At 66.3% G+C, this 26,644-nt stretch carries 22 protein-coding genes; 12 read left to right on the top strand and 10 right to left on the bottom strand.

Features of this window, described 5'->3' with window-relative positions; genetic code table 11:
* The first annotated feature begins 237 nt into the window (after positions 1–237).
* Genes IMX13_RS07130 through IMX13_RS07120 form a run of 3 tightly spaced genes read left to right on the top strand, consistent with a single transcriptional unit; the run spans position 238 to position 1,511 of the window.
* A complete protein-coding gene (locus IMX13_RS07130; protein ID WP_193396098.1) occupies positions 238–909 on the top strand; it encodes a dienelactone hydrolase family protein in 672 nt (223 codons plus the stop codon).
* Positions 906–1,328, top strand: coding sequence for an HIT family protein (locus tag IMX13_RS07125; RefSeq protein ID WP_053516834.1), 423 nt, complete (start codon positions 906–908; stop codon positions 1,326–1,328). Before IMX13_RS07130 ends, IMX13_RS07125 begins: the two co-directional genes overlap by 4 nt.
* A 15-nt stretch (positions 1,329–1,343) precedes the next feature.
* Positions 1,344–1,511 (top strand): DUF5668 domain-containing protein, encoded by a 168-nt coding sequence (locus IMX13_RS07120; protein ID WP_005410498.1) that lies wholly within the window; start codon positions 1,344–1,346, stop codon positions 1,509–1,511.
* Positions 1,512–1,577: 66 nt separating this feature from the next.
* Here IMX13_RS07120 and dcd read toward each other — a convergent pair whose 3' ends face one another.
* Positions 1,578–2,150: a dCTP deaminase gene (dcd, locus tag IMX13_RS07115; protein ID WP_065174891.1), complete on the bottom strand. Its 573-nt coding sequence runs from the start codon at positions 2,148–2,150 to the stop codon at positions 1,578–1,580.
* 74 nt (positions 2,151–2,224) lie between these two features.
* Positions 2,225–3,079 carry an iron-sulfur cluster carrier protein ApbC gene (apbC, locus tag IMX13_RS07110; RefSeq protein ID WP_053516830.1) on the bottom strand — a complete coding sequence of 285 codons (855 nt, stop codon included), beginning with the start codon at positions 3,077–3,079 and terminating at the stop codon, positions 2,225–2,227.
* 241 nt (positions 3,080–3,320) lie between these two features.
* On the opposite strand from apbC, the gene IMX13_RS07105 reads away from it, so the two are divergent.
* The 6 genes from IMX13_RS07105 (at position 3,321) to IMX13_RS07080 (ending at position 15,062) form a co-directional block, all read left to right on the top strand.
* A complete protein-coding gene (locus IMX13_RS07105) occupies positions 3,321–5,357 on the top strand; it encodes a prolyl oligopeptidase family serine peptidase (protein WP_128988869.1) in 2,037 nt (678 codons plus the stop codon).
* Between the two features lie 186 nt (positions 5,358–5,543).
* Positions 5,544–8,405, top strand: a complete 2,862-nt coding sequence (locus IMX13_RS07100) for a TonB-dependent receptor (protein WP_193396097.1) — start codon at positions 5,544–5,546, stop codon at positions 8,403–8,405.
* 194 nt (positions 8,406–8,599) lie between these two features.
* A complete protein-coding gene (locus IMX13_RS07095; RefSeq protein ID WP_180876129.1) occupies positions 8,600–10,702 on the top strand; it encodes a M13-type metalloendopeptidase in 2,103 nt (700 codons plus the stop codon).
* Between the two features lie 166 nt (positions 10,703–10,868).
* The gene (locus IMX13_RS07090) at positions 10,869–12,875 is read left to right on the top strand and encodes a M13 family metallopeptidase (RefSeq protein ID WP_053516862.1); all 2,007 of its coding nucleotides are present in this window, start codon (positions 10,869–10,871) and stop codon (positions 12,873–12,875) included.
* 121 nt (positions 12,876–12,996) lie between these two features.
* Positions 12,997–13,479 (top strand): VOC family protein, encoded by a 483-nt coding sequence (locus IMX13_RS07085; RefSeq protein ID WP_193396096.1) that lies wholly within the window; start codon positions 12,997–12,999, stop codon positions 13,477–13,479.
* Positions 13,476–15,062: an NAD(P)/FAD-dependent oxidoreductase gene (locus IMX13_RS07080; RefSeq protein ID WP_193396095.1), complete on the top strand. Its 1,587-nt coding sequence runs from the start codon at positions 13,476–13,478 to the stop codon at positions 15,060–15,062. The genes IMX13_RS07085 and IMX13_RS07080 overlap by 4 nt, the downstream gene beginning before the upstream one ends.
* 49 nt (positions 15,063–15,111) lie before the next feature.
* Here the strand turns inward: IMX13_RS07080 and IMX13_RS07075 are convergent, their stop codons facing one another.
* The 7 genes from IMX13_RS07075 to IMX13_RS07045 all read right to left on the bottom strand — a co-directional run bounded on the left by IMX13_RS07075 (position 15,112) and on the right by IMX13_RS07045 (position 21,655).
* Positions 15,112–15,786 carry a rhomboid family intramembrane serine protease gene (locus IMX13_RS07075; protein ID WP_053516819.1) on the bottom strand — a complete coding sequence of 225 codons (675 nt, stop codon included), beginning with the start codon at positions 15,784–15,786 and terminating at the stop codon, positions 15,112–15,114.
* A 93-nt stretch (positions 15,787–15,879) separates the two neighbouring features.
* Positions 15,880–16,308, bottom strand: coding sequence for an MGMT family protein (locus IMX13_RS07070; protein ID WP_227255343.1), 429 nt, complete (start codon positions 16,306–16,308; stop codon positions 15,880–15,882).
* Positions 16,215–17,135: a DMT family transporter gene (locus tag IMX13_RS07065; protein ID WP_065181839.1), complete on the bottom strand. Its 921-nt coding sequence runs from the start codon at positions 17,133–17,135 to the stop codon at positions 16,215–16,217. Before IMX13_RS07065 ends, IMX13_RS07070 begins: the two co-directional genes overlap by 94 nt.
* An 84-nt stretch (positions 17,136–17,219) precedes the next feature.
* The gene (gene gorA / locus IMX13_RS07060; RefSeq protein WP_193396094.1) at positions 17,220–18,578 is read right to left on the bottom strand and encodes a glutathione-disulfide reductase; all 1,359 of its coding nucleotides are present in this window, start codon (positions 18,576–18,578) and stop codon (positions 17,220–17,222) included.
* Complete coding sequence (locus IMX13_RS07055; RefSeq protein ID WP_193396093.1) at positions 18,575–19,825, bottom strand: FAD-dependent oxidoreductase; 1,251 nt, start codon at positions 19,823–19,825, stop codon at positions 18,575–18,577. Before IMX13_RS07055 ends, gorA begins: the two co-directional genes overlap by 4 nt.
* Before the next feature lie 3 nt (positions 19,826–19,828).
* Positions 19,829–21,073: a DUF418 domain-containing protein gene (locus IMX13_RS07050; protein ID WP_193396092.1), complete on the bottom strand. Its 1,245-nt coding sequence runs from the start codon at positions 21,071–21,073 to the stop codon at positions 19,829–19,831.
* Positions 21,074–21,172: 99 nt separating this feature from the next.
* Positions 21,173–21,655, bottom strand: coding sequence for a peptidylprolyl isomerase (locus tag IMX13_RS07045; RefSeq protein ID WP_053516805.1), 483 nt, complete (start codon positions 21,653–21,655; stop codon positions 21,173–21,175).
* A gap of 111 nt (positions 21,656–21,766) precedes the next feature.
* Here IMX13_RS07045 and IMX13_RS07040 point away from each other — a divergent pair, with 111 nt between their 5' ends.
* Positions 21,767–22,306, top strand: a complete 540-nt coding sequence (locus tag IMX13_RS07040; RefSeq protein ID WP_053516860.1) for a C40 family peptidase — start codon at positions 21,767–21,769, stop codon at positions 22,304–22,306.
* Positions 22,307–22,512: 206 nt separating this feature from the next.
* Positions 22,513–23,211 (top strand): C40 family peptidase, encoded by a 699-nt coding sequence (locus tag IMX13_RS07035; RefSeq protein WP_227255342.1) that lies wholly within the window; start codon positions 22,513–22,515, stop codon positions 23,209–23,211.
* 182 nt (positions 23,212–23,393) lie between these two features.
* Here the strand turns inward: IMX13_RS07035 and IMX13_RS07030 are convergent, their stop codons facing one another.
* A complete protein-coding gene (locus IMX13_RS07030) occupies positions 23,394–24,728 on the bottom strand; it encodes a dicarboxylate/amino acid:cation symporter (protein WP_065181834.1) in 1,335 nt (444 codons plus the stop codon).
* A gap of 154 nt (positions 24,729–24,882) precedes the next feature.
* On the opposite strand from IMX13_RS07030, the gene IMX13_RS07025 reads away from it, so the two are divergent.
* Positions 24,883–26,589, top strand: coding sequence for an alkaline phosphatase (locus IMX13_RS07025; RefSeq protein WP_128988859.1), 1,707 nt, complete (start codon positions 24,883–24,885; stop codon positions 26,587–26,589).
* Positions 26,590–26,644: the final 55 nt, after the last annotated feature.

Below are 26,644 nucleotides of genomic sequence, written 5' to 3'. Positions count from 1 at the left end.
GAAACGCTATCTGCTCGCCCTCTTGGCTTCAGCAGGTGCTTTACTGAATCTACTGTCAGAGCCAGGCCGAATCAGATGCCAGAATCCCTGGCAGGATCGTCCGCGACGCATTCGGTCAAGTCGCGATCCGACGTCGCTCGATGCATCAGCCGCCCGATCACGCACAGCCACAGACGCCGCGCTAACCCGCCCAGCGCCGACAATGCAGGCCTGTCCACTGCTATGAGGAACCCGACGATGTCCGAATGGATCACCCTGGATACGCATCATGGCCCGGTCCGGGCTTGGCAGGCCCTGCCGGCGGGCACGCCGCGTGGCGGCCTGGTGGTCGTGCAGGAGATCTTCGGCGCCAATCCGCACATCCGTGGCGTGGCCGAGCGCTTCGCCGCCGAAGGCTATGCCGTGCTGGCGCCGTCGTTCTTCGACCTGGTCGATGGCCCGGACGCCGACCCCGACGCCCTGCCCTATGACCCTGAAGGGGTGAAACAGGGCCTGGAACGGGTAAGTGCGCTGGGCATTGAACGGGCACTGGAAGTGGTGCGCGCCGCAGCAACCCGGCTTGCCCCCTTCGGCAAGGTCGGCACGGTCGGCTACTGCTGGGGCGGAACGGTGGCGATGCTGTCCGCGCTGCGCCTCGGCCTGCCCTCGGTGAGCTATTACGGCGCACGCAACGTGCAGTATCTGGACGAGACACCGAAGGCGCCGGTGATCTTCCACTTCGGCGCGCAGGACCGCAGCGTCCCACCTGAGGCCGTGGAGGCGCATCGCCAGAAGCTGCCGCAGATGGCGACCTATGTCTACCCGGCCGACCATGCCTTCAACCGCGAGGTCGGACATGCGTATGATCCAGACAGCGCCACCCTGGCGCTGCAACGCACCCTGGACTTCTTCACGGAGCATCTTGGATGAGCGATTTCGAACTTGATTCCCGCCTGGCCACCGACAGCGTTCTGGTGGCGCAAGGCCCGCTGTCGCAAGTGCGGTTGATGAACGACGAACGGTTTCCCTGGCTGATCCTGGTGCCGCGTCTGGCCGGGGTAACGGAGTGGATCGAACTGGACGGCGACCAGCAGGACAAGCTGCGCACCGAACTCAACCGCGCCTGCAAGGCCCTGAAGGGCTCCGACGGGGTGGAGAAGATCAACATCGGCGCATTGGGCAACATCGTGCGCCAGCTGCATTTCCACGTGATCGGCCGCCACGACGGCGATCCGGCGTGGCCGGGACCGGTGTGGGGCAGCGGTCCTGCGCACCGCTACGAACCGGACGCCCTGCAGCAGCATGTCGCCTACTGGAAGGAACGGCTAGGATATCCGGCCCACTCCTGAGACCGTGCCGACACGATGCGATTCAACCTCGTCGCCGCCATCCTGCTGATCCTGATCGGGCTGTTCATGCTTGCCAGCAACCTGGGCTGGACGCACCTGAACCTGTCCAAGCTGCTGCTGACCTGGTGGCCGGTGGCCCTGGTCGGCGTCGGCATCGCCATGCTGTTCGGCCGCGGCAAATAAGCGAAGGCGGCGCAAGCGCCGCCTTCGATCGAGCGACGCCGGGCATGGCCCGGCGCTACCGGTCCGTCAGGTGCGCGGCAGGGTGACGCCGGTCTGGCCCTGGTACTTGCCACCACGGTCCTTGTAGGACGTTTCGCAGATATCATCGGCCGCCGCCTGGAAGAACAGCATCTGGGCCACGCCTTCGTTGGCGTAGATGCGCGCCGGCAGCGGCGTGGTGTTGCTGAACTCCAGGGTCACATGGCCTTCCCACTCCGGCTCGAGCGGAGTGACGTTGACGATGATGCCGCAACGCGCGTAGGTGCTCTTGCCCAGGCACACCACGAGGGTGTCGCGCGGAATGCGGAAATACTCCACGGTACGCGCCAGCGCGAAGCTGTTGGGCGGGATGATGCATTCGTCGGCGGTAATGTCGACGAAGCTGCCCGAATCGAAGTGCTTCGGGTCCACGATGGTCGAGTTGATGTTGGTGAACACCTTGAACTCGCGCGAGCAACGCACGTCGTAGCCGTAGCTGGAGGTACCGTAGCTGACGATGCGCTGGCCGTTGACCTGCTTCACCTGCCCGGCCTCGAACGGCTCGATCATGCCGTGCTGTTCGGACATGCGGCGGATCCAACGGTCACTCTTGATGCTCATGCTCTGTCCTGGGTGCGAGGGGGCGCGAGGATTCTAGCAGGGGGCCGGGCGCCACCGCCCTCCCCGCCCGGTCCCTACAGCAGCGACGACAGGATCGGGATCGAGGCACGCGGGCGCTTGCCCACTTCCTCGATGAGCCGCTGCGCGGCGTGGCGATAGGCCTGGGCCGGCAGGGAATCCGGCTGCGCGGCGGTGATCGGTGTGCCTGCGTCACCCTGCTCACGGATGCCGATCTGCAACGGCAGCGATCCCAGCAGCGGCACGCCGTACTGCGCCGCCATGCGCTCCCCGCCCCCCTCGCCGAACAGGTGCTCGACGTGGCCGCACTGGCTGCAGGTATGTACCGCCATGTTCTCGACGATGCCCAGCACCGGCACTTCGACCTTCTCGAACATCTTCAGTGCCTTCTTCGCATCCAGCGTGGCGATGTCCTGCGGCGTGGTGACGATCACCGCACCGGCCAGCGGAATCTTCTGGGTCAGCGTCAGCTGGATGTCACCGGTGCCGGGCGGCAGGTCGATCAACAGGAAGTCGAGGTCGTCCCACAGGGTGTCGTTGAACAGCTGGGTCATTGCCGAGGTCGCCATCGGCCCACGCCAGATCATCGGCGTGTCTTCCTCGATCAGGTAACCGATCGACATGGTGTCCACGCCGAAGGCACGCAGCGGTTCGATGCTCTTGTTGTCCGGGCTTTCCGGGCGGCCGGACAGGCCCAGCATGGCGGGAACGCTGGGGCCATAGATGTCCGCATCGAGCACGCCCACCCGCGCGCCCAGCTGCTGCAGCGCCACCGCCAGATTGACGGCCGTGGTGGACTTGCCGACACCGCCCTTGCCCGAGCCGACCGCGATCACGTTGCGGATGCGCGCGTGCGGTGCCAGCCCCTTCTGCACCTGGCTTGCATGGGGACGACGGGTCGGACTGTTCACTGCGGGCTCCGGCGGAAAGTCAGGAAGGAGAACCCGACATCATACAAGCTGGGCGCAAGCTGACTTGATTCAGGATTGCCCAGATCCGCGCATGGATTCTCAAGTCGGCGCCCCACGGCGGCGTTGCCTCTCTGCCCCGCTGGGTGCACAGGTGGAAACTTTCACGTGCAGTTGACGGAAGGGCAGCACTCGTTCATCTTCCGGTCATCTTGATGCGAATCGCCACAAGGAACTGTCGATCATGGAAACCCGCCTCACGCGTGCCCGCCTGGGTGCCACCACCGCACTGCTGCTTGGCCTGCACGTCATCCACGCCTCCGCCACACCGTTGCCGGTCGAGGATTTCGCCAAGATCCCGGCCATCCAGTCTGTCAGCATGAGCCCCGACGGCAAGCAGCTGGTTGCGATCATCGCTGCGCCGGGCAGCAACAATGGCGATACCGCATTGGCCAACTGGAACCTGGACGTGCCCGGTTCGGCGCCCGTGGCGATCACGCCTTCCGGTGATCGCATGAAGTTCATTGCCGCCAGCGCGCTCAAGGCGGGTCGCAGCCTGGTGATCGGCCGACAGGAGCTGACCGCGCAGTTGTCCGGCTGCGGTGAAGGCAACTCGGTCGGCTCAACCAAGACGTTCCTGTCCAAGGCATTCCTCACCGACAGCAGCCAGACAAAGTTCGACGAGGCTTTCGCGGACAACACCCGCAAGCTCGGCATCAGCGAACAGACCCAGCGCTGCCTGGAGCTGGCCGGCACCGCGTCCCTGGTGCATTCGCTTCCGCTGGATCCGGACAAGGTGATCATCTCGCAGATCAACCAGACCAATTTTTCGGCCAGCTATTACCTGTTCAACCTCAAGACCGGGCAGACCGAGCTGCTGTTCCGTGGCGACGCCCGCTCCACCCCGGGCCTGTTCCACCCGCGCAACGGCGAGCTGCTGACGCGTACGCAGATCGAGCCGGCCGGCTCGAACGACTACGAGCAGCAGATCCTGGTCAAGAACAAGGCCAGCGGCCAGTTCGAGAAGCACGACACGCTGACCACCCGCCTGTCCGATCGCTACACGATGGAGGTGGTCGGCATCGATGACCAGAACGGCAAGCTGTACATCCTCACCGACAAGTTCTCCGACCAGGTACAGGCCCGACTGTACGACCCAGCCAGCAGAACGTTTGACAACGAACCGCTGGCGGCTCATCCCGAGTATCCGATCGGCGGCCTGATCCTGGGCACCAAGCCCAGCAACTTCAACCAGGTGCTGGGCTTCTATGTCGACGGCCCGCGCCGTGAAGCGGTCTATGTCGATCCGCAGATGAAGGCCCTGTACGACGGCCTCAAGCAGGCGTATCCGGGCAAGTACATCGCCATCACCGGTTACAACGATGATCTGTCCCGCGTGCTGTTCACCACCAACAGCGCGAGCTCGCCCACCAGTTACCAGATCCTGGTGGATCGCAAGCAGGTCACAACGCTCGGCAGCGAACGCCCCTGGGTGGACGGCAAGCAGATCGGCGAGCAGCGCTGGGTGACGTACACGGCCCGCGACGGCCGCAAGATTCCCGCCATCGTCGACCTGCCCGCAGGCTGGAAGAACGGTGACGCGGCGTTGCCGGCGCTGGTCCATCCGCACGGCGGCCCTTGGGCCCGTGACTACACCGGCTGGGATGCGTCCGGCTGGGTGCCGTTCTTCACCTCGCGCGGGTACGCGGTGATCCGGCCGCAGTACCGCGGCTCAACCGGGTTCGGGCGTGAGCACTGGATCGCCGGCGACAAGCAGTGGGGCCTGACGATGCAGGACGACAACGATGATGCGGCTGCCTGGCTTGTCCAGCAGGGGATAGCGGCCAAGGACCGCATCGCGATCTTCGGCTATTCCTACGGCGGCTTCGCCTCGGCCGCTGCGGTCGTGCGCAGCCCGTCGCCCTATCAATGCGCCATTGCCGGCGCCCCCGTAACCGACCTCGCCCGCCTGGGTGTTTCCTGGAGCGAGAACCGTCTGCAGCGCATCCTGCAGGGACAGACCGTGAAGGGCATGGACCCGATGCAGAACACCGCCAAGGCCGCCATCCCCCTGCTGACCTTCGTGGGAGACCGCGATGTGCGCACCCCCGCGTCCCACGCCAGGAATTTCTACAACGGCGTCAAGGACAAGGTGCCCGCACGCTTCGAACTGATTCCGGACATGCCGCACAGCATGCCGTGGTACCCCAGCCACTACCGCGCGACGCTGCCGCTGATGGCGGACTTCCTCAGCAAGGAGTGCGGACCGGGCGGCCTGTAAGCAACCGGACGCTGGCCCGTTCATGGACCCCGCTGGCTTGAACCCGGCGGGGTTTTTTCATGCGCCGTTCACTGAATTTCCCCTTAGCAACAACGGGTTACAGCAATTCTCCATTCATGTTGCATTTACTTTACGCGGCACATACACTCCATTAACCGAAGCATAACAAGTGGGGATCACATCGAAATGCGCAACGCCAACCGCCACATCAAGCCAAGCCGCGTCCCGCTCACTCTTGCTGTGCTGGCCTGCCTGCAGGCCGCACCGGCCCTGGCCCAGGAGACCACCCAGCAGGAAGCCGCGGCGTCAAGCACTTCCTCCCACAACCAGCGCGCCACCGACCTTGACAAGATCACCGTCACCGGATCGCTGATCCGTCGTGCGGATTACGAAACGTCGTCGCCGGTGTTCACCATCGACACCGAGCACAACGCTGCCCAAGGCCAGGTGTCGGTGGGCGAGTTCCTGCAGAAGTCCGCTATCGGTGCTGCTGAAACCCAGATCACCCACCAGTTCGGTGGCTTCGTCGTTGACGGTGGTACCGGCGTGCAGACGTTCTCGCTGCGCGGCCTGGGTGCCAACCGCACCCTGGTGCTGCTGGACGGCCAGCGTCCGGGCCCGGCCGGTACCCGCGGCGCGGTCGGCGCATTCGACCTGAACGTCATTCCCACCGCCATCCTGCAGCGTGCGGAAATCGTGAAGGACGGCTCCTCGTCCATCTACGGTTCCGACGCCGTGGCCGGCGTGGTCAACCTGATCACCAAGAAGAATTTCGAGCGCCCGGAGCTGACGGTCACCGGCCGTATCCCGACCGAAGGTGGCGGTGAAGTCTTCCAGGGCTCGCTTGCCAATGGCTGGAACTTCGAGAAGGGCAGCATCGTCGCTGCCGTCGAATGGTACCGCCACAACGAGCTGACCCGCGGCGACCGCGACTTCCTGAACTGCGGCAATGATCTGATCAAGGACGCCAACGGCAACCGCATCGACCGGCAGGATCACTCGATCACCGCCGGGACCAAGCTTGCGAACTGCAACAACCTGCTCATCAACGTCATCGACGAGTACGACTCGCCGATCCGTTACGTTCCCTCGCCGGACGGCAGCACCGTGGGGCCGTTCCCGGGCTATCGCCCGCGCGCCAACCGCACCTACGCCAACGGCAGCCCGGTCGCCTACTACGAAGAACCGTTGAACTTCGATGCATGGGGTCAGGCTCACATCATCAACCGCCAGGAGCGCAAGTCGGCCTACTTCGCTTCGGACTTCGGTTTTGACGGGTTCAACTGGAAGACCCAGTTCCTCTACAACAACCGCAAGACCAACAACTTCCAGTGGCGCCAGTTCTTCCCGACTGTCGAGGCCCCGGGCACCACCAATGGCTACGCCCAGCCCGTCCTGCCGTTCAAGTCGTCCTCGCAGACCGAGGTCGACTACTACTACCTGGCGAACAAGTTCGATGGCCTGTTCACCGGCAGCTGGGGCTGGGAAGTCAATGCCAATGCCAGCCGCTCCAGCGGCAAGTACAGCTCGCTGGGCATCCGTAACTCGATCACCGGCGACCTGACCAATCCGAACGCTGGCGAAACGCCGGCAGCGAACTACTTCGACCCGGGCTACCTGAGCGGCGCCAAGGTTGACGAACTGGTCGACATCCTGGGCATCACCGCCACCGGCAAGACCACCTATGACACGGTGACGGTCAATGCGATCTTCTCCGGTGAACTGTTCGACCTTCCCGCAGGTGCGCTGGGTGCTGCGTTCGGCCTGGAGTACCGCTACTACTCCATCGAAGATACGCCGGACGCCAATTACAAGGATCTCTGGGGTGCCTCGACGGCCGACGTGACCAAGGGTAACGACAAGGTGAAGGAAGCCTTCGTCGAGTTCGACATCCCGCTGATCAAGGGCGTCACCGGTATCGAATCGCTCACCGCCAACGCTTCGGGCCGCATCTTCAAGTACGACTCGGTCAGCGGCAGCGACAAGGTCTGGAAGGCGGGCCTTAACTGGCAGATCATCCCGTCGCTGCGTCTGCGCGGTACCGTCGGTACCTCCTATCGTGCACCGGGCCTGTACGAGCTGTACCTGGGCAACCAGACCGGCTTCCAGTCCCAGACCGCGATCGATCCCTGCATCCGCTGGGAAGAGAGCGACAACACCAACATCCGTGCCAACTGCGGTGCCGCCGGCATCCCGGGCGATTACATCGGCGCAGGCTCCAGTGCCACCGTGTTCACCAGCGGCGGCGCCGGCAACCTGGTTCCGGAAACCTCCCGCGCCAAGAGCGCCGGTATCGTGTTCACTCCGTCGTTCGCTGACCTGAGCGTGGCGATCGACTACTTCGACTACGATATCCGCGGCCAGATCACCTCGCTGGGCGCACTGGACATCACCACCGGCTGCTACGGCTCGAACACCTTCCCGAACCGTTACTGCGACCTGCTGGAGCGCAACCCGACCACCGGCCCGGACGCGAATTCGATCCGCAACATCTACGCCCAGTACCTGAACATCAACCAGCAGCGTACCCGCGGCTGGGACATGACCCTGAACTGGGAACATGAGTTCGGCTTCGGCAAGTTCGCCCTGGATTCGCAGGTCACCTACACCGTGGAAGACGTGGCACAGCTGTTCGACAGCGCCGAGGCCAGCGGCCTGGCCTCCTCGGATCAGCTTGGCCTGATCGGCCGTCCGGACCTGGTTGCCAACCTGGGCCTGACCCTGACCCGCGGCGACTGGGAATACAACTGGCTGACCCAGTACATCGGCAAGACCGAGAACACCAACCTCAACTCGCGCTTCACCTACCAGGGCCGTCCGGACTCGTACCGCGACCTGGTCGCCGACGCTCGCGTGTATCACACCGCTTCGTTGAGCTACAAGCAGGCCGACTGGGAAATCCTGGTGGGCGTGGCCAACGTGTTCAACACCAAGCCGGCACTGATCTCCACCGGCGCCGGCACCCGCTACGGCAACACCGCTGCCTTTGCCACCCAGTACGACCTGTACGGCCGCACCCCGTTCGTGCGTCTGAAGTACAAGTTCTGATAGGGCCGTAGTCCGCAGCACCCCGACAGACCCGGCTTTTGCCGGGTCTGTCTTTTGCAGGGCCCGATGCAGGCCCTTGCACCCGCCCATGACCTTCGACACCCTTGCGGGGTAGGCTGGCGGCGTATCGTTCGGCCCACGGCCGTCCCCGCGGCTCTTCCCTGACTCACTCGGCCTGGAGGCCAAACATAGTGATCACGCGTACTCCCAAGATCGTGCTGCTCAGCCTGGCCGTGTCGGCCGTGCTGGCCGGCTGTGGCAAGAACGAAACCCCGGCCAAGGAGGCCGCCGCGCCTGCCCCGGCCGCCGCCGAAGCCACCACCTACACCCTGGATGAGAGCAAGCTGCCGGCCTATAACGCCTTCCAGCCCAGCGATCTGGACACCAACCTGGACGCCTGCACCGCATTCGGCGACTACGTCAACAGCAAGTGGCTGGCGGCCAACGAGATTCCCGGCGACCGCACCAGCTGGGGCGCGTTCACCATCCTCGACGAGCGTTCGGTGGCAGTGCAGCACCAGCTGGCCGAGCAGGTCGCGCAGGTCAAGAACCCGAGCCACATCGAGAAGATCGTCGGCGACCTGTGGGCCACCGGCATGGATGAGGCCAAGATCAACGCCCAGGGCATCGAGCCGCTGAAGGCCGACCTGGCCGCCATCGACGGCCTGCAGGACAAGGCCGCCATCGCCGACTACCTGCGCACCAGCGCAGCCAAGGGCGAGAACGTGCTGTTCGGCTTCGGCGCCGAGGCCGACTTCAAGAACTCGACCATGAACCTGGCCTATGCCAGCCAGGGCGGCCTGGGCCTGCCTGACAGCACGTACTACACCGACGCCAAGAACGCCGACAAGCTCAAGGCCTACCAGGCGCACGTCGCCAAGGTGCTGGAACTGTCCGGCGTCCCGGCAGCCGACGCCGCCAAGCAGGCTGAGGACGTGGTCAAGTTCGAGACCCGCCTGGCCAAGGCATCCAAGTCGCGCGTCGAACTGTCGCGCAATGTGGAGCTGTACTACAACCCGGTCACCCTGGCTGACGCCGACAAGCTGACCCCGAACTTCAGCTGGACCGAGTTCTTCAAGTCGCAGGGCGTTGCTGCCCCGGAGAAGTTCTCGCTGGCGATGCCGGCCTTCCATGAGGAAGTGAGCAAGGCGCTGGGCGACACCGACCCGTCGGTCTGGCGCGCCTACCTGCGCTTCCACACCGTCGATGGCGCCTCGCCGTACCTGGCCGATGCCTTCGTCCAGGAGAACTACGCGTTCTACGGCAAGACCCTCAACGGCCAGAAGGAACAGAAGCCGCGTTGGAAGCGCGTGCTGGGCACCATCGAGAACGATGCCGGCGAAGCGTTCGGCCAGCTGTACGTGAAGGTTGCCTTCTCGCCGGAAGCCAAGGCGAAGATGGAAGAACTGGTGAAGAACCTGGCTGCCTCGCTGAAGGAACGCATCCAGGGCCTGAGCTGGATGAGCGAGGAAACCAAGGCCAAGGCCATCGCGAAGTGGGAAACCTTCACTCCGAAGATCGGCTACCCGGACAAGTGGCGTGACTGGTCGGGCCTGCAGACCCAGCGCGACAGCTACCTGGCCAACGTGCGTGCGGCCAACGAGTTCAACTACAAATTCAATCTGTCCAAGATCGGCAAACCGGTGGACAAGACCGAGTGGGGCATGACCCCGCAGACGGTCAACGCCTACTACAACCCGCTGCAGAACGAGATCGTGTTCCCGGCCGCCATCCTGCAGCCGCCGTTCTTCGATCCGAAGGCAGACGATGCGCTGAACTACGGTGGCATCGGTGCGGTGATCGGCCATGAGATGACCCATGGCTACGACGATCAGGGCGCGCGCTTCGGGCCGACCGGCAACATGGAAGACTGGTGGACGCCGGCCGACAAGAAGAACTTCGAAGGCCTGACCGGCAAGCTGGTCAAGCAGTTCGACCAGTACAAGGTTGACGGCCAGGCCGTGAACGGCCACCTGACCCTGGGCGAGAACATCGCCGACCTGGGTGGCCTGGCCACGGCCTACGATGCGCTGCAGAAGGCCTCGGCCGGCAAGGAAGATCCGAAGGTCGACGGCTTCACCCGCGATCAGCGCTTCTTCTTCAACTGGGCCACCGTGTGGCGTACCAAGTACACCCCGGAAAACGCCAAGGTCCGCCTGGCCACCGATCCGCACGCCCCGGCGCAGTTCCGCGCGATGGGCGCGCCCTCGAACCTGCCGACCTTCGCGGCCGCGTTCCAGTGCAAGGCCGGTGCACCGATGGCGCGCAGCGGCGAGCAGCAGGTGGTGATCTGGTAAGCCACGGCTGACGCCAAGGCAGACCTGCAAGGGCCCGGGATCTCCCGGGCCCTTGTTTTTGCGCGACCCGCCACGGCCGCCAGGCATACCGTGAAACGTGCATGCTGCGCCCATGCGCGGCTTGCTATAGTGCGCCCGCCCTCAATCCATCATGGATTCGTTCTACATGCCCAATTTCCGTCCGCTTGCCATCGCCCTGGGCATCAGCCTGGCGACCCTGGTCCCGAGCCATGATGCGTTCGCCGCGAAGAAAAAGGCCGCCCGCGCCCCGGCCGTCAGTGCCCAGTGCAGCGACTTCTACGGCGCCACCAACGCTGGCTGGCTGAAAGCCAACCCGGTACCTCAGACCGGAGCCACCACCGCGCTGGGCCAGCTGGTCGAGCGCAGCAGGCAGCAACAGCGCGAACTGCTCGATGCGGCCATGACGTCGCCGCAGGGCAACGTGCAGAAGCTGCTGGGCGACTTCTGGGCCAGCGGCCTGGACGAGGCGGCGGTGGAAGCCGATGGCTCCAATCCGATCGCGCCGCTGCTGACCCGCATCAATGCGATCAAGAAATCCAAGGATGTGCCGGCGTCGATCGCTGCACTCCATCAGGTCGGCATCCCGGTCGCCTTCAACTTCGGTCCGGACGTCGACCTGAAGGCACTGGACCGTCATATCGGCTACTTCATGCAGGGCGGCATGGGCCTGCCGGATCCGGCGTTCTATACCCGCACCGATGCCGATACCGTGGCGCTGATGGGCCGCTACCGCACCTACGTCAAGCAGATCCTGGCACTGACCGGTACGCCGGCAGCCAAGCTCGATGCGGAGTCGCAGGCGGTGATCGCGCTGGAAACCGAGCTGGCGCGCAATGCACAGTCGCTGGCCGGCATCAACAACCCGTTCAACAACTACGCGCCGATCTCCACCAAGGAACTCAACAGCCGCTACCGCAACCTGCAGCTGGAGGCGTTCCTGAAAGTACAGGGTGTGAACGACGATCTGGTATCGCTGGCCGACCCGGGCCTGTTCCAGCAGCTGGATGGCATGGTCACCAAGCTCAAGCCGGACCAGTGGAAGGCCTACCTGCGCTGGCGCGTGGGCGACTCGATGGCGCCGTACCTGTCCAAGGCCTACCGGGACGCCGAGTTTGAGTTCCGCGGCCGCGTACTGCGCGGGCAGACGCTGCCGCCGCAGCGCTGGGAAGCGGTGCTCGATGCCATCAATGTGGCGGCCGGTCCGATGGTCGGCCGCGAGTACGCTGCCCGCCATCTCTCGGCCGAAGACCGCCGGCAGGCGGCATGGATCGTCGACAAGGTCCGCGAGGTGCAGATCGAGGCCGTCAGGAACAGCACGTGGATGAGTGCCGAAGCCAAGGCTGAAGCACAGGCCAAGCTGGCGGCGCTGAAGATCGAGATCGGCACCCCGCTGCGCGACCTCGACTACACCGTGCAGCCGATGGGCCGCGGCTCGTTCGGTGGCAACATGCTGATCGCCTCGACCTGGCGCCATCGCGAGGAGATGAAGCGCATCGGCAAGGGCAATGCCGACCGTCGCTGGGACGTGCTGCCGCAACAGCCGTCGCTGGCCTATGACCTGGCGCAGAACCGCCTGATCGTCACCGCGGCCATCCTGCAGGGCCCGGTGTTCAACGCCAAGGCCGACAGCGCCGACAAGTTCGGCAGCTTCGGCGGCCTGGTCGGCCACGAGCTGACCCGTGCCATCGATGCCAAGGGCGCGCTGGTCGATGCCAAGGGCGAACTGCGCAGCTGGTGGACGCCGGCCGACAAGACCGCCTGGACCCTGCTCGGCAGCCGCGTGGCCGCCCAGTACGGCGCCTATGAGTTCCCGGGCGTGAAGGGCGCCAAGGTCAACGGCACGTTGACCCAGGAGGAGAACCTGGCCGACATCGCCGGCCTGGAACTGGCCTGGGCGGCCTACACCGCACAGGAGCCGAAGGCCAAGCCGGCCCAGCAGCAGGGCTTCTTCCGTGCCTGGGCCGCGTTGTGGGCGCAGCAGCTGTCGCCCAACGAAGCCGCACGCCGCCTGACCGCCGACATCCGCGCGCCGGGCATGTGGCGCACCAACGGCACGCTGGCCAACCTCCCGGCGTTTGGCGCCACCTTCAGCTGCAAGGCCGGCCAGCCGATGCAGCGCAGCGATGCCGAGCAGATCAAGGTCTGGCGCTGAGCCAGCCGGCCGTGACACGAAGGGCGCCCTCGGGCGCCCTTTTTTTTGCGCATGCAGCACGATCCGCCATTAACACGCGGCATGCTATCGCTGCGCCTTCGTCCTGCAGCGGAACCCGACCATGGCCCACAAGAACACGATCTGCATCTGGTACGACAGCGAAGCACTCGAGGCCGCCACGTTCTACGCCGGGATCCTGCCCGACAGCGCGGTAACGGCCGTGCATCACGCACCGGGTGACTATCCGGACGGCAAGGAGGGTAACGTGCTGACGGTCGATTTCACCGTCTGCGGCATTCCCTGCGTCGGGCTCAACGGCGGCACCGCGTTCAGGCACAGCGAAGCGTTCTCGTTCCAGATCCAGACCGAGGACCAGTCCGAGACCGACCGCCTGTGGAACGCGATCGTCGGCAACGGCGGGCAGGAGAGCCAGTGCGGCTGGTGCAAGGACCGCTGGGGCATCTCATGGCAGATCAGTCCGCGCATGCTGATCGAAGCGGTGACCAGCCCGGACAAGGCCTTGGCCAAGCGCGCCTTCAACGCGATGATGCCGATGAAGAAGATCGACATCGCCACCATCGAAGCGGCGATCCGCACCGCATGACCGCGTGGGATGCGGTCATCGTCGGCGGCGGCCACAATGGCCTGGTCTGCGCGGCCTATCTTGCCCGTGCCGGCAGGAAAGTACTGGTGCTCGAACGCCGTGGCGTGCTCGGCGGCGCAGCGGTCACCGAGGAATTCCATCCGGGCTTCCGCAACTCGGTCGCCTCGTACACCGTCTCGCTGCTGCAGCCTAAGGTGATCGACGAGCTGCAGCTGCACGCGCATGGCCTGCGCGTCGTCGCCCGCCCGGCCAACAATTTCCTGCCGTTGCCTGACGGCCGCTATCTGCTGTCGGCACCCGGCCGTACCCAGGCCGAGGTGGCGAAGTTCTCCGAACGGGATGCGCAGCGCCTGCCAGCCTATGAGGCGAGGCTGGAGGTCTTCGCCGACGTGCTGCGCGCCTGGGCCCTGCGCGCGCCGCCGGACCTCGGCGTCGCAGGCGGCTGGCGCGCATTGCCGGCACTGTGGCGGATGGGCCGGCTCGGCCGGGAACTGGCGGCACTGTCCCCTGCCCTGCGCCAGGAGCTGCTTGATCTGTTCACCCTGTCGGCCGCCGACTATCTGGACCGCTGGTTTGAAAGCGAGCCGATCAAGGCCCTGTTCGGATTCGATGGCATCGTCGGCAACTACGCCAGTCCGTACACGCCCGGCAGTGCCTACGTCCTGCTGCACCACGTGTTCGGCCAATGCAACGGAGTGAAGGGCGCCTGGGGCCATGCGATCGGTGGCATGGGCGCGATCAGCCAGGCCATCGCTGCATCGGCGCGCGCGGCCGGCGCAGAACTGCGCGTGGATGCCGGCGTGAAGCGGCTGCTGGTCGAGCACGGACGCGTGGTGGGCGTTGAGCTGGCCGGCGGGGATGTACTGCGCGCGCGCGTGGTGGTGGCCAACGTCAATCCAAAACTGCTCTACGAGCAGTTGCTGGAACCGGAGCAGGTGCCCGCGGCGACGCGCGAACGCATGGCGCAGTGGCGCTGCGGTTCGGGCACCTTCCGGATGAACGTGGCGCTGTCGCGGCTGCCGGACTTCCACGCCCTGCCCGGCGCCGGTGAGCACCTCAGTGCCGGCATCATCATGGCGCCCAGCCTCGACTACATGGACCGCGCGTGGCTGGATGCACGGCGCGACGGCTGGTCGCGCGAGCCGATCGTGGAGATGCTGATTCCCAGCACGCTGGACGATTCGCTGGCGCCGCCGGGCCAGCACGTCGCCAGCCTGTTCTGCCAGCATGTGGCACCGGTCCTGCCCGGGGGTAGGCATTGGGACACGCATCGCGATACCGTCGCCGACCTGATGATCGCCACCGTCGATCGGTATGCGCCCGGCTTCGCCGACAGCGTGCTCGGTCGGCAAGTGCTGTCACCGCTGGATCTGGAGCGGACGTTCGGCCTGGTGGGCGGCGATATCTTCCACGGTGCGCTCAGTCCCAACCAGCTGTTCTCGGCGCGGCCGATGATCGGCCAGGCCGGCTACCGCGGTGCCCTGCCCGGGCTTTACCTGTGTGGTTCAGGCACGCATCCCGGCGGCGGCGTGACCGGCGCGCCGGGCCACAATGCCGCGCAGGTGATCCTGCAGGATCTGTAGGGGTGTGCCAACCACGGCTGGCACCTGCCGCATCAGATGACCCTGCGGATCATTTGACGCTGCGCAGATGATTCGGACGGTTCGGCGGGCCGGGGGGACGGCGCTTGTTGAACGGTGGCTGGCCGCGCCAGTAGCGGATCAGCAGCCAGCCGAACAGCATGCCGCCCAGGTGCGCGAAGTGCGCCACGCCCGGCTGCCAGCCGGTCATGCCCAGCACCAGTTCACCGACACCGAACAGGATCACGAACGTGCGCGCCTTCATCGGAATCGGTGGGAACAGCAGCATCACCCGCTGGTTCGGGAACAACATGCCGTACGCCAGCAGCAGGCCGAACACACCACCGGACGCGCCCAGCACCGTGGCCGGATTCTCCAGCAGCGTCCCCACCAGCAGCTGGCAGACGCCGGCGCCGGCCACGCACACCAGGTAGTAGAGCAGGAAGCGCTTCTCGCCCCAGGTCTGTTCCAGCGGCGCACCGAACATGAAAACGGCCAGCATGTTGAAGAACAGGTGGCCGAAGCTGCCGTGCAGGAAGCCGTAGGTCAGCAGCTGCCACGGCTGGAAGTTGCCACCCGGGGAGAACGCATCGAAGCCCTGCTGCAGCGGCTGCAGCATGAACGGCTCGAAGGTCTGGTTGCCGAGCAGGAACGGCTGCTGCAACAGGAACAGGATCGCGTTGGCGATCAGCAGGGCCTTGGTGACGGTTGGCAGTCGCGGGAACATGGGGACACCGGCATGGAACGGTCTCCATCATAGCCGCACCGTCGTGTCGTGTCGGCGACTGCCGCGTGCGGCCCGTTCAGACCCCGGTCGCGCTCAGCCCGGTCCCCACACGGCGGCATCCAGCGCCGCCGCCGGGTCGGACGCCGGCATCCGCACCCGGCCGTTCTGCACCACCACGCCTTCCGCGCGCAGCCGCTGCGACTGTTCCCGCCAGCCCGCCGACCCCTCCGCCATGGCGATGCGCCCGTCAGAGCGCAGCACGCGGTGCCAGGGCAGTGTCGGGTCATCGTTCTGGCCGAGAATGCGTGCCGTCAAGCGTGCCCGCCCCGGCAGGCCCGCGCGCATCGCTACCTGTCCATAGCCCATCACCTGTCCCGGCGGGATCGCGTGGATCACCGCCAGGATGCGCGCGCGCGCCTGGTCCGGCGTCAGCGGCGCAGACGCGTCACCAGCAGCACGCCGAGCAGGACCAGCACGGTGCCGGCGATCTGCGCCGGCCCCATCGGTTCGTCGAGCAGCCATAGGCTCATCACGATGGTGGAAACAGGCCCCAGCATACCGACCTGCGCTGCCAGCGAGGAACCCACGCGCTGCACCGCCAGCATGATCGCCAGCACCGGCAACACGGTGCAGACCGTGGCGTTGACCAGCGACAGCCACTGCACCGGTGCAGGTGCCTGCCACAGCAGTGGCAGCGGATGGGTGATGGCGAAATGCAGCAGCACCAGACCGCTGGCCACGCAGCTGGCATAGGCGGTCAGGCGCACCGCGCCGATCCGTGCCACCACCTGGCCGCTGCCGAACAGGTACAGCGCATAGCTGAGCGCGCTGCCCAGCACCAGCAGGCTGCCGACGATGATCTGCCCGCCCTCCCGCTGCAGATCGTGGCCGAACGCCAGCAGCACCCCCAGGTAGCTCAGCACCAGCGCGGCGACCTGCCAGCGCCCTGGCCGCTGCCGCGCCAGCAGCACGTTGATCAGCAGCACCAGCGTCGGGTTGAGGTAGAGGATCAATCGTTCCAGCGTGACGCTGATGTACTGCAGACCCTGGAAATCCAGCAGGCTGGACAGGTAGTAGCCGGTGAACCCCAGCCACAGCACGCGCGCCCGGTCTGCCCATGACAGCGGCTCGACACGGCGCGAAGCCCACACCGCCATCAGTGCGAACAGGGGCAGTGCCATCAGCATGCGCAGCGCCAGCAGCGTGGTCGCATCGACACCGTGGCGCAGGCCGAGCTTGACGATCACCGCCTTGCCGGATGCGGCAACGGCGCCGATCGCCGCCAGGCCGATTCCCCCCAGGGCGATGCGTGGGGATGCGGTGGCGATGCGCGGGGAGGAGCTTGACATGGGAACAGCGGCGGGCCGCGCAGGGCGGCCCGGGGGTGCGTGTGGACGCCCATTGTCGCATGGCCCGACGCGGCAACCGCAGCGTCAGCGCATCAGCACCACTTCCTCTGCGGAGGTCGGGTGGATCGCCACCGTGTCATCGAACTGGGCCTTGGTCGCTCCCATCTTCACCGCCACCGCGAAGCCCTGCAGGATCTCGTCCGCGGCCTCGCCCAGCAGGTGCACCCCCACCACGCGCTCTTCCGGCCCGGCGCAGACCATCTTGAACAGGCTGCGCTGGGTACCGTTGGCCAGTGCCTGCAGCATCGGCCGGAAACGGCTGTGATAGACCGTCACCTGCTTGAAGCAGGCACGCGCCTCCTCCTCACCCATGCCCACCGCCCCCAGCGGCGGATGCGAAAACACCACGCTGGCCACATTCTCATAGTCCATCTTCGACTGTGGGCGGCCACCGAACAGACGGTCCATCAACCGACGCGATGCAGCCACCGCCACCGGGGTCAGGCCCACCTTGCCCGCGATATCCCCCACGGCATGGATGCTGGGTACCGCCGTGGTCTGCCATTCATCCACCTGCACCTGCTCGTGCTCGCCGATGTCGATGCCCAGCGCCTCCAGGCCCAGGCCCCGGCTGTTGCCACGGCGGCCGGTGGCGAAGAACACCGCGTCGAACACGCTGTCCATGGGGCCATCATGGCCGAAGGCGCGGACGCGCTCACCGTCGCGCTGCAGTTCGCGCAGGCGGTAATCAAAGTAGATGCGCACGCCCTGCTGGCGGAGGTTTTCCGCCAGCTGATCGGTCAGCTCGTAGTCGAAGCGTTCCAGCAGGCGCTTGCCGCGTACCAGCAGGCTCACCCGGCTGCCCAGCGCCTGCAGCAGCCCGGCCAGCTCCACCGCGATGTAGCCGCCGCCGATGATCGCGACCTCGGCCGGGGCCGCACGCAACTCGAAGAAGTCGTCGGATACCAGGCCCAGCTCCGCGCCGGGGATGTCCGGACGCTGCGGGTGCGCTCCGGTGGCGATCAGGATGTGGTCGGCGGTGTAGCGCACCCCGTCGCTGCAGGTCACCGTGTTCGCGTCGAGCAGGTGGCCGCGCGCCGGAATGCGGACCACGCCGGTTTCATCCAGACGCTTGTGGTAGCTGGTATGGATGTTGCTGATATAGGCCTGGCGATGGATCACCAGTTCCTTCCACGACAGTGCCGGTCGTGGCGGCACATCGAAGCCCATCGCGCTTGCCAGGCCGATACGCTCGTGCAGATCGGCGGCCAGCCACATCGCCTTCTTCGGTACGCAGCCAACGTTGACGCAGGTTCCGCCCAGTTCGCCGGGTTCCAGCAGCGCCACGCGCTTGCCGTACTGCGCGGCGCGGATGGCGCCGGCCAGGCCGGCAGAGCCGCCGCCAAGGACGATCAGGTCGTAATCATGGGAAGCCGTGTTCATCGGAATCGCTCGGGTCGGTAAGGGGCAGGATCGATCGCTGGCGTGCGGCCACAGACGAGATCGGCGATCAGCTGGCCGGTGCCGGCGCTCATGCTGATGCCGAGCATGCCATGCCCTGCCGCAAGCCAGACGTGAGGATGCGCAGGCGCGCGGCCGATCAACGGCACATCGTCCACGCTCATCGGACGCCAGCCGCACCACTGCTCCTGCAGCTGCGCGCCACGCGGCATGCGCAGGTGGCGATCAGCGGCCAGCTGCAGCGCCTGCAGGCGCTGCGCACGCAACCGCGGGTCGGCACCGGCGAATTCCATCGTGCCACCCAGTCGCAGCGCGTCGCGCCAGGCGATCACGAAGACGGAGTGATCTTTCAGCACGACCGGACGGGCCGGCACCAGCGGCGGGCGCGACCAGGTCAGCGAGTACCCCTTGCCGGGCTGGATCGGCACCCGCAGGTCGAGCAGCCGTGCCCATCGCGGCGACCACGGGCCGGTGGCCAGCACCAGTTCCCGCGCGCGCAGCGTGCGTCCGCCGGCCTGTACCCGGACCCCGTGTACGTCGCCGCTGAAGCCCTGCATCTCGACCTGCTCGTCGATCTCGACGCCCTGCGCACGCAGTACCCGCGCCAGCTCCGCAGTGAAACGGTCCGGGCGCAGCTGGGCGTCGCCGGGGAAATGGATCGCACCGGCAAGCCGATCATGGAACGCCGGATTGTCGCGTGCGTAGTGGCCGCCATGGATGCAGCGGGTCGCAATGCCGTGCGCATCCAGCGCCTCGCACTGGGCGATGTGCTGATCGAAGCTGCGTGCATCACCGAACACGTAATCCAGGCCGCGCGTCTCGAATTCACAGTCAAGCCCATGGGTTCCCACCCATTCGGCCAGGCGCACGCGGGAATCATTCAACAGCGCAGCGCGCGCGCGCGTGGCCTGCAGCCAATGCCGCGCATTGCAGCGCGCGCTGAACTGCAGCAGCCAGCGCCACAGCGCGGGATCGAGGCGGCTGCGCACATACAGCGGCGCACGTGGGTCGAGCATCCAGCGCAACGCACGCAGCGGCACACCCGGCGCGGCCAGGGGCGGTGCATGACTGGGCGTGACGGTGCCGCAATTACCGTACGACGTCGCTGCGCCCACGCGGCCACGATCGATCACCCGTACCTGCCGTCCCTGTCCGCACAACGCCAGCGCAGTCGCCAGGCCGATGGCACCGGCACCGATCACGATCACGTCATCGCGCGCCCCCTGCATCGGTCAGCCCCTTCCAGCCTCGCGGCGCATCGGCGGCCACTGGCGATAGGTCATCGCCCGCCACAGCCACTCCATCGGTCCGAAGCGGAAGCGGCGCAGCCAGGCATGGGAAAGCGCGACCTGCGCGGCGAACAGCAGCACAGCGAAGAGCAGCTGCACGCTGCGCGGCATCACGTCGAAATAGCCCAGGCCATGGTGGTAGAACACCCAGGTGCACAACAGCGACTGCCCCAGGTAGTGGGTCAGCGCCATCCGGCCGACCGGCGCCAGCCAGCCCAGCCGCGCGCGCCACTGCACGATCCAGGCGAGGTAGCCCAGGCACATCGGCAGCGCGCCGATCATCACCAGCGCCATCGCCGAGGTCACACCAAGGTCGTAGGCACCGGGTGCCAGGTAGGGTTTCCAGGCCACACCCAGCACGGTGACCAGCAGGCCCAGCGGCAAGGCGACCCAGCGCAGCGCCGCGAACAGGCGCGGATGGCGTTCCGGCGCGGCCAGGGCACCACTGCCGGCCAGTCCACTGCCGATCAGGAACATGCCCAGCACCGCCGGGCCGGTGATCAGCAGCGCCCCCATCGACGAACCAAACTCATGCAGGCGCTGGATGCAGGCCTGGATCCAGTTGCCGTGTCCGTAGACCATGCGCTCCCGGGCGATGCTCTGCTGCGCGTCGACCAGCATCTGCTGCGCGTCCTGCGGCGTTGCCAGTGAAACCATGGCGCCGAGCAGCAGCATCATCGCCGCGCCACCGAGGTAGACGATGACGCCCATCCACGGCAGCCAGCTGCGCGGTGCCTCGCGGCACGCCAGCAGGGGCAGCGACGCCAGCGCGTAGAGCACCAGGATGTCGCCGGACCAGACCAGCAGCGCGTGGCACAGGCCGATCAGCATGAGCCCGGCGCTGCGGCGCAGATAGAACGGAGTGAACTCGCGGCCGGCGGTCTCGGCGCGCTGTGCCATCACTGCGAATCCGGCGCCGAACAGCAGCGAGAACAGGGTGAAGAACTTGCCCTGCACGAACACATAGACGAAGGCGTCGGCCCAGTAATCGATCCCCTGCCAACGCACGTCGATACCGGTGAATGCCAGGTCCAGCGGTCCGCTGAAGGCCTCCATGTTCATCAGCAGGATGCCCAGCAACGCGGCCCCGCGCAGTATGTCCAGCACGGCGATGCGGTCGCCGGAGGCGACCGGCTGCAGGGAAGACGAAGCGCTGTTCACAGGACATCCGGCGGGCAGGTCCTTCATTATGCAGCCCGCCTGCGCGCCGTGGACGAGCGCGCGGTGTTCCAGACATGCAACGGCCCGCCGAAGCGGGCCGTTGCTGCCGTCACGATCGCAGGGCGATCAGTGCGCGTGACCGCCGTCGCCGTGAACGTGGCCGTGCTCGATCTCTTCCTTGCCGGCTTCGCGGACGTCGACGATTTCCACGTCGAAGTGCAGGTCCTTGCCGGCCATCGGATGGTTGAGATCGACGTCGACCACGCTCATGCCGACCTTCTGCACGGTCACCGCACGCGGGCCGAAGTTGGTCTGCAGCACGACCTGCTGGCCCGGCGCCAGCTTGGTATTGCCGAAGTGCTTCTTCGGCACGCGCTGGGACAGGCCTTCGCGGCGCTCGCCATAGGCGTCGGCCGCCGTGACGTCGACACTGAAGGTGGCGCCGGCTTCCTTGTCCATCATGGCGTTTTCCAGGCCCGGGATGATGTTGCCGTGACCGATCAGGATCGCCAGCGGCTCGCCGCGGTCCTTGGACGATTCGATCGGCTCCTGGCCGACTTCGGAAACGGTGTAGTGGAAGCGGACAACGCGGTCTTTTTCGATCTTCATGCGCGACTCTGTCTGGTTCTGCCGGAGGCAGACGGGTTGGGGCGGGTTGTCGCCCGGCGGGGACGCCGCCATCATGACGGCCAATCCAAGGTGGCGCATTATCCGGAGAACATGCACATCACGCCAGTTTCGTCCGGCCCGCGCCGGCTGTCCGTGCCCGCCCTGCTGCTGGTCCTGCCCCTGCTGCTGACCGCCTGCGGCGGCGGCAAGGCCACCCGGACGGCGGCGCCCCCGCCGTCGGCGCACTGGCCGGCGACCACCCCGGACAATCCCGAGGCCGCCAATTCAGTACTGATGCGTGCCATCAGCCTGGTCGGCACGCCCTACCGTTACGGCGGCAACACCCCCGAATCGGGCTTCGACTGCAGCGGCCTGGTCGCCTATGTCTACCGCGAGATGCTGGATCTGAAGCTGCCGCGCACCTCGCGCGACCTGGCCGCCGTACAGGGCCCGAGGATCGATCCGAAGCGTCTGGCCACGGGTGACCTGGTGTTCTTCGGCAGCCGCGGCAACGTCACCCATGTCGGCATCTATGTCGGCGAGGGGCGCTTCGTGCACGCCCCCAGCACCGGCGGCACGGTGCGCCTGGACTCGCTCAGCGGGCCCTACTGGAAGGACCACTACACAGGGGCCAAACGCGTCCTTCGCTAAAATGAACAGGCGACATGTTCAAAATTGAGAATTACGTCACAGTGGAAATAACGGTTTTATAACGGAATTTTTAACTTATCAGTGCTTTTACAGGGCATGATGCCCCATCGTTTTTTTTCTGTGACCGACGCGTGACGACTGACGACCTGACGTGCAAAGGCCAGACCGCCGCTTCCCCGTGTAGTGTCCGCCTTGTTCTTCTCGGCTTGGCACTGTGCCTGACCAGCCTCCCCGCCTGGTCGCAGACCGTTCCCTCACGCGCCGACGCTGCTCCGGTCCCGGCGACCGACAATGGCGTACGTGTGACGGGCAAGACCGACGCCGCGGCCCCCCAACGCAGCCGCACCGATGCAGCCGCCAGTGCCACGCTGGCCGCCCTGCTGCCGCACCTGGCCGCCAACGACACCATTCCGCTGATGGACCGCTCGGCCATGGTCGCCGGCGATCTGAGCCGCCTGCTCGCCAACTACGACACCAGCAGCGCTGCCAATGGCAGCGTTGTCGGCAGCGCCGCCGACAATGGCAAGGTGCAGTCGCTGCTGCGGCGGGCGATGACCCTGCTCGGCACCCCCTATCGCTGGGGTGGCAGCAATCCGGACAGCGGCTTCGACTGCAGCGGCCTGGTCGGCTACGTCTTCCGTTCGGCGCTGGGCATCGAACTGCCGCGCGTCTCCCGCGAGATGGCACACGACAACAACGCCGAGCTGATCAACGACCGTGCCGCCCTGGCCGCGGGTGACCTGGTGTTCTTCGGTCGCAAGGGCCGGGTCGACCACGTCGGCATCTATGTGGGTGACGGCCGCTTCCTGCATGCCCCGAGCGCAGGCAAGGATGTCCGGGTGGACACCCTGCTCAGCGGCTACTGGGGCAACAAGTTCATGCAGGCGCGCCGCGTCGAGCTCTGACGCCGCCTTTCCAGGCACCGCCTGATAGCTGAAAGCCGCTGCCCTGCAGCGGCTTTTTCGTTGCCCGCGGAATGCCTGGGATGCGTCTTCCCTTCCCTGGCCCGGCGGGCACGCCCACAACGAAAAGGCCCGCCAGTCCGGCGGGCCTTCATCTCTCGCATGACAGGCCGCTGCGCGGCGTCTCAGCTGCGTGGCGGCGTAGGGTCCGGGTCATCCACGCCCACGTTGCTGGAGGGATTGTCGTACACCGACTGGTCGAGCAGGCCGGTCTCCTTGGCCACCAGCACCGGCACCAGCATCTGACCGGTCACGTTGGTCATGGTGCGCATCATGTCCAGGATACGGTCGATGGCATACAGGTAACCGATGGTCTCCAGCGGCAGATTGGCGGCACTGAGCACCACGGTGGCCATGATCACGGCCGTACCCGGCACACCGGCAGTACCGAAGCTGCCCAGCACCGAGGCGATCAGCACCACCACGTACTGCTCCGGCGTCAAAGGCACGCCGCTGTACTGGGCGATGAAGACCGCGCACAACGCGGGGTAGATCGCGCCGCAGCCGTCCATCTTGATGCTCGCACCCAGTGGCACCGCGAATGCACCGTAGTCCTTGTTGACGCCCAGGTTGTGGGTGATCGAACGCAGCGCCACCGGCATCGCGGCGAAGCTGGAGGAGCTGACGAAGGCGACCTGCATGCCTGGCGCCGCGCCGCGGAAGAACTTCAGCGGATTCAGGCCGTGCGCCAGCAGCAGCGCGCTGTAGACGACCACGATGTGCAACGCACAGGCCACGTACAGGGCCAGCACGAAATGCCCCAGCGGCAGCAGCTTTTCGAAACCGTAACTGCCCACCAGGCCGGCAATCAGGCCGAAGGTACCGATCGGGGTGACTTCCAGCACGAAGCGGGTCACCTGGATCATGATGTCGCTCATCTGGCCGACCAGCTTCCGCGCCTCGGTCACCTTCTCGCCCAGCTTGACGATGGCAAAGCCCACCAGGCCGGCGAAGAAGATCACCGGCAGGATCGAGCCCCTGCCAGCGGCCAGCACGGTCTCGCCGGCGGCATTGACGCGGGTGCCGATGCCGGACAGTGCATAGAAGACGTTGGCCGGCACCACATCCAGCAGCACCTGTACCACGCTGGGAACCTCGCGCGGTACATAGTTGCTGGCCATGGACAGCTGCAGGCCACCAGCACCGGGCTGCAGCACGGTGCCCACGCCCAGGCCCACGCACACCGCCAACGCCGCGGTAATCACGAACCACAGGAAGGTGCGGCCACTGAGCGCTGCAACCGACTTCTGGCCATGCAGTGACGAGATCGCGTTGATGACCGCGAAGAACACCAGCGGCACCGCGATCATCTTGATCAGGGTGACATACAGCTCACCGAGCGGACCGAACCACGTTTCCGCAGCGGGGCCGAGCGCCCAGCCGGCCAGCGCACCAAGCACGAAGCCGCCGACCACGCGCTGCCAGAATGGAATCCGCAGCCAGGCAGAGACCAGCGTCATAGGCAATCCAGAGGGGAAGGAAGGGATGCTGGCACGATAGCCCAAGGCGGCCCGCAGAACGACCGTCTGCCCGGCAAATCAGTGTGTCATCGGCGTGCCTTGCGAGGGCGGGCATAATGAACGTCCCGTTACAGTTTGTGAGATCCCAGCGTCCATGCGCCGTTCCGTCTCCCTGTTGGCCACGTGTGCCACCACCCTGCTGCTCGGCGCCTGCGCCAGCACCCCCCCCGCTTCCGCGCCGGCAGGCCTGAAGGTCGCCGTCGAGCCGGTTGCACACCCGGCCGGCGAGACGCCGCAATGGTGGTACCGCAGCGGCGCCGCCCAGGCCGCCGCCAATGGCGCGATGGCCGGCAAGGCCCGGAATGTCATCCTGTTCCTCGGCGACGGCATGAGCCTGACCACCGTGGCCGCTGCGCGCATCTACGAAGGCCAGAAGAAGGGCGGATCGGGTGAAGAGAACCTGCTGTCCTGGGAACGCTTCCCCGCCACCGCGTTCAGCAAGACCTACAACACCGACTCGCAGACCCCTGATTCGGCGGGCACCATGACCGCCATCACCACCGGCGTGAAGACCCACATGGGCGCGATCGGTGTCAGCGCAGGCGCCCGCACCGATTGTGCCGACAGCCTGTCCAAGGGCCTGCTCACCTGGCTGCAGCTGGCCGACAGCGCCGGCCTGGCGACCGGCATCGTGTCCACCGCGCGCCTGACCCACGCCACCCCGGCGGCCACCTACGCGCACTCGCCGGAGCGCAACTGGGAGAATGACACCGATCTGACCGAAGCGGCCAAGGCCGCCGGCTGCAAGGACATCGCCCAGCAGCTGCTGTCCACGTCGCGCTATGGCCGCGGCCCGCTGGTCGCGCTCGGCGGTGGTCGCGGTGAATTCACCACCGTGGAAGAGCGCGATCCGGAATACGACGACAAGGTCGGCCAGCGCCTGGATGGCCGCAGCCTGGTACAGGAATGGCAGCAGGCGCATCCGCAGGGTGCCTACGTGTGGAACAGCAGGCAGCTGGCCGCCGCCGCGAATGCGCCGGCCATCCTCGGCCTGTTCGAGCCGGACCACATGCGCTACGAATACGAGCGCCCACAGGATCCGGCCGGTGAGCCGAGCCTGGCCGAGCTGACCGCTGCTGCGATCACCAATCTGTCGCGCCATCAGGAAGGTTACGTGCTGATGATCGAAGGCGCCCGCATCGACCATGCCAACCACAGCGGCAATGCCTATCGCGCACTGACCGAAACCGTGGCGATGTCCGATGCGGTGCGGGTGGCGTCGGAAATGACGTCGGCCGACGACACGCTGATCATCGTCACCGCCGACCACTCGCACACCCTGAACTTCGTCGGCTACCCCGCACGCGGCAACCCGATCCTGGGCAAGGTGAAGGACAAGGGCGGTGAGGACGGCGCCGGCAAGCTGGACTACGCGCTGGACGGCAACGGCCAGCCTTACACCACCTTGAGCTACGCCAATGGACCGGGCCACACCGGCAGCACCAACCAGCAGCCGGCGGGCAGCAAGCGCTACCCGCACAACCCGAGCAGCTTCGAGCCGGCCAAGGGGCGTCCGGACCTGCATGATGTCGACACCGAGCATCCGGACTACATGCAGGAAGCGCTGGTGCCGATGAAGTCCGAATCGCATGGTGGCGAGGACGTCGGCATCTGGGCGCGCGGTCCCGGCAGCAAGGCGATCCGCGGCACGCTGGAGCAGAACACGATCTATCACATGATCGTGCAGGCAACGCCGGCGCTGCGCGATCGCCTGTGCCAGGCGGGCACCTGCGATGACAAGGGCGTACCGGTGCAGCTGCCGGCGCCCAAGGCCTTCGAACGCAGCGTCGACGGAAAGTAACGGCACGGCGGACGCAGTGTGCAGCCGGGCCATGCCCCCGGCTGCATCCCGCCCT

The organism is Stenotrophomonas sp. B2 (assembly GCF_014947095.1).
Lineage (GTDB): Bacteria > Pseudomonadota > Gammaproteobacteria > Xanthomonadales > Xanthomonadaceae > Stenotrophomonas > Stenotrophomonas maltophilia_P.
The sequence above is the reverse complement of the archived record's forward strand: the minus strand, read 5'-3'. Positions and strand labels throughout refer to the sequence as shown.

Coding starts and splice junctions, on each gene's coding strand:
- IMX13_RS07130 (WP_193396098.1), top strand. CDS start 238: ATGTCCGAATGGATCACCCTGGATACGCATCATGGCCCGGTCCGGGCT.
- IMX13_RS07125 (WP_053516834.1), top strand. CDS start 906: ATGAGCGATTTCGAACTTGATTCCCGCCTGGCCACCGACAGCGTTCTG.
- IMX13_RS07120 (WP_005410498.1), top strand. CDS start 1,344: ATGCGATTCAACCTCGTCGCCGCCATCCTGCTGATCCTGATCGGGCTG.
- dcd (WP_065174891.1), bottom strand. CDS start 2,150: ATGAGCATCAAGAGTGACCGTTGGATCCGCCGCATGTCCGAACAGCAC.
- IMX13_RS07105 (WP_128988869.1), top strand. CDS start 3,321: ATGGAAACCCGCCTCACGCGTGCCCGCCTGGGTGCCACCACCGCACTG.
- IMX13_RS07100 (WP_193396097.1), top strand. CDS start 5,544: ATGCGCAACGCCAACCGCCACATCAAGCCAAGCCGCGTCCCGCTCACT.
- IMX13_RS07090 (WP_053516862.1), top strand. CDS start 10,869: ATGCCCAATTTCCGTCCGCTTGCCATCGCCCTGGGCATCAGCCTGGCG.
- IMX13_RS07085 (WP_193396096.1), top strand. CDS start 12,997: ATGGCCCACAAGAACACGATCTGCATCTGGTACGACAGCGAAGCACTC.
- IMX13_RS07080 (WP_193396095.1), top strand. CDS start 13,476: ATGACCGCGTGGGATGCGGTCATCGTCGGCGGCGGCCACAATGGCCTG.
- IMX13_RS07075 (WP_053516819.1), bottom strand. CDS start 15,786: ATGTTCCCGCGACTGCCAACCGTCACCAAGGCCCTGCTGATCGCCAAC.
- IMX13_RS07070 (WP_227255343.1), bottom strand. CDS start 16,308: ATGGCTGCTCGACGAACCGATGGGGCCGGCGCAGATCGCCGGCACCGT.
- IMX13_RS07065 (WP_065181839.1), bottom strand. CDS start 17,135: ATGTCAAGCTCCTCCCCGCGCATCGCCACCGCATCCCCACGCATCGCC.
- gorA (WP_193396094.1), bottom strand. CDS start 18,578: ATGAACACGGCTTCCCATGATTACGACCTGATCGTCCTTGGCGGCGGC.
- IMX13_RS07055 (WP_193396093.1), bottom strand. CDS start 19,825: ATGCAGGGGGCGCGCGATGACGTGATCGTGATCGGTGCCGGTGCCATC.
- IMX13_RS07050 (WP_193396092.1), bottom strand. CDS start 21,073: ATGAAGGACCTGCCCGCCGGATGTCCTGTGAACAGCGCTTCGTCTTCC.
- IMX13_RS07045 (WP_053516805.1), bottom strand. CDS start 21,655: ATGAAGATCGAAAAAGACCGCGTTGTCCGCTTCCACTACACCGTTTCC.
- IMX13_RS07040 (WP_053516860.1), top strand. CDS start 21,767: ATGCACATCACGCCAGTTTCGTCCGGCCCGCGCCGGCTGTCCGTGCCC.
- IMX13_RS07030 (WP_065181834.1), bottom strand. CDS start 24,728: ATGACGCTGGTCTCTGCCTGGCTGCGGATTCCATTCTGGCAGCGCGTG.
- IMX13_RS07025 (WP_128988859.1), top strand. CDS start 24,883: ATGCGCCGTTCCGTCTCCCTGTTGGCCACGTGTGCCACCACCCTGCTG.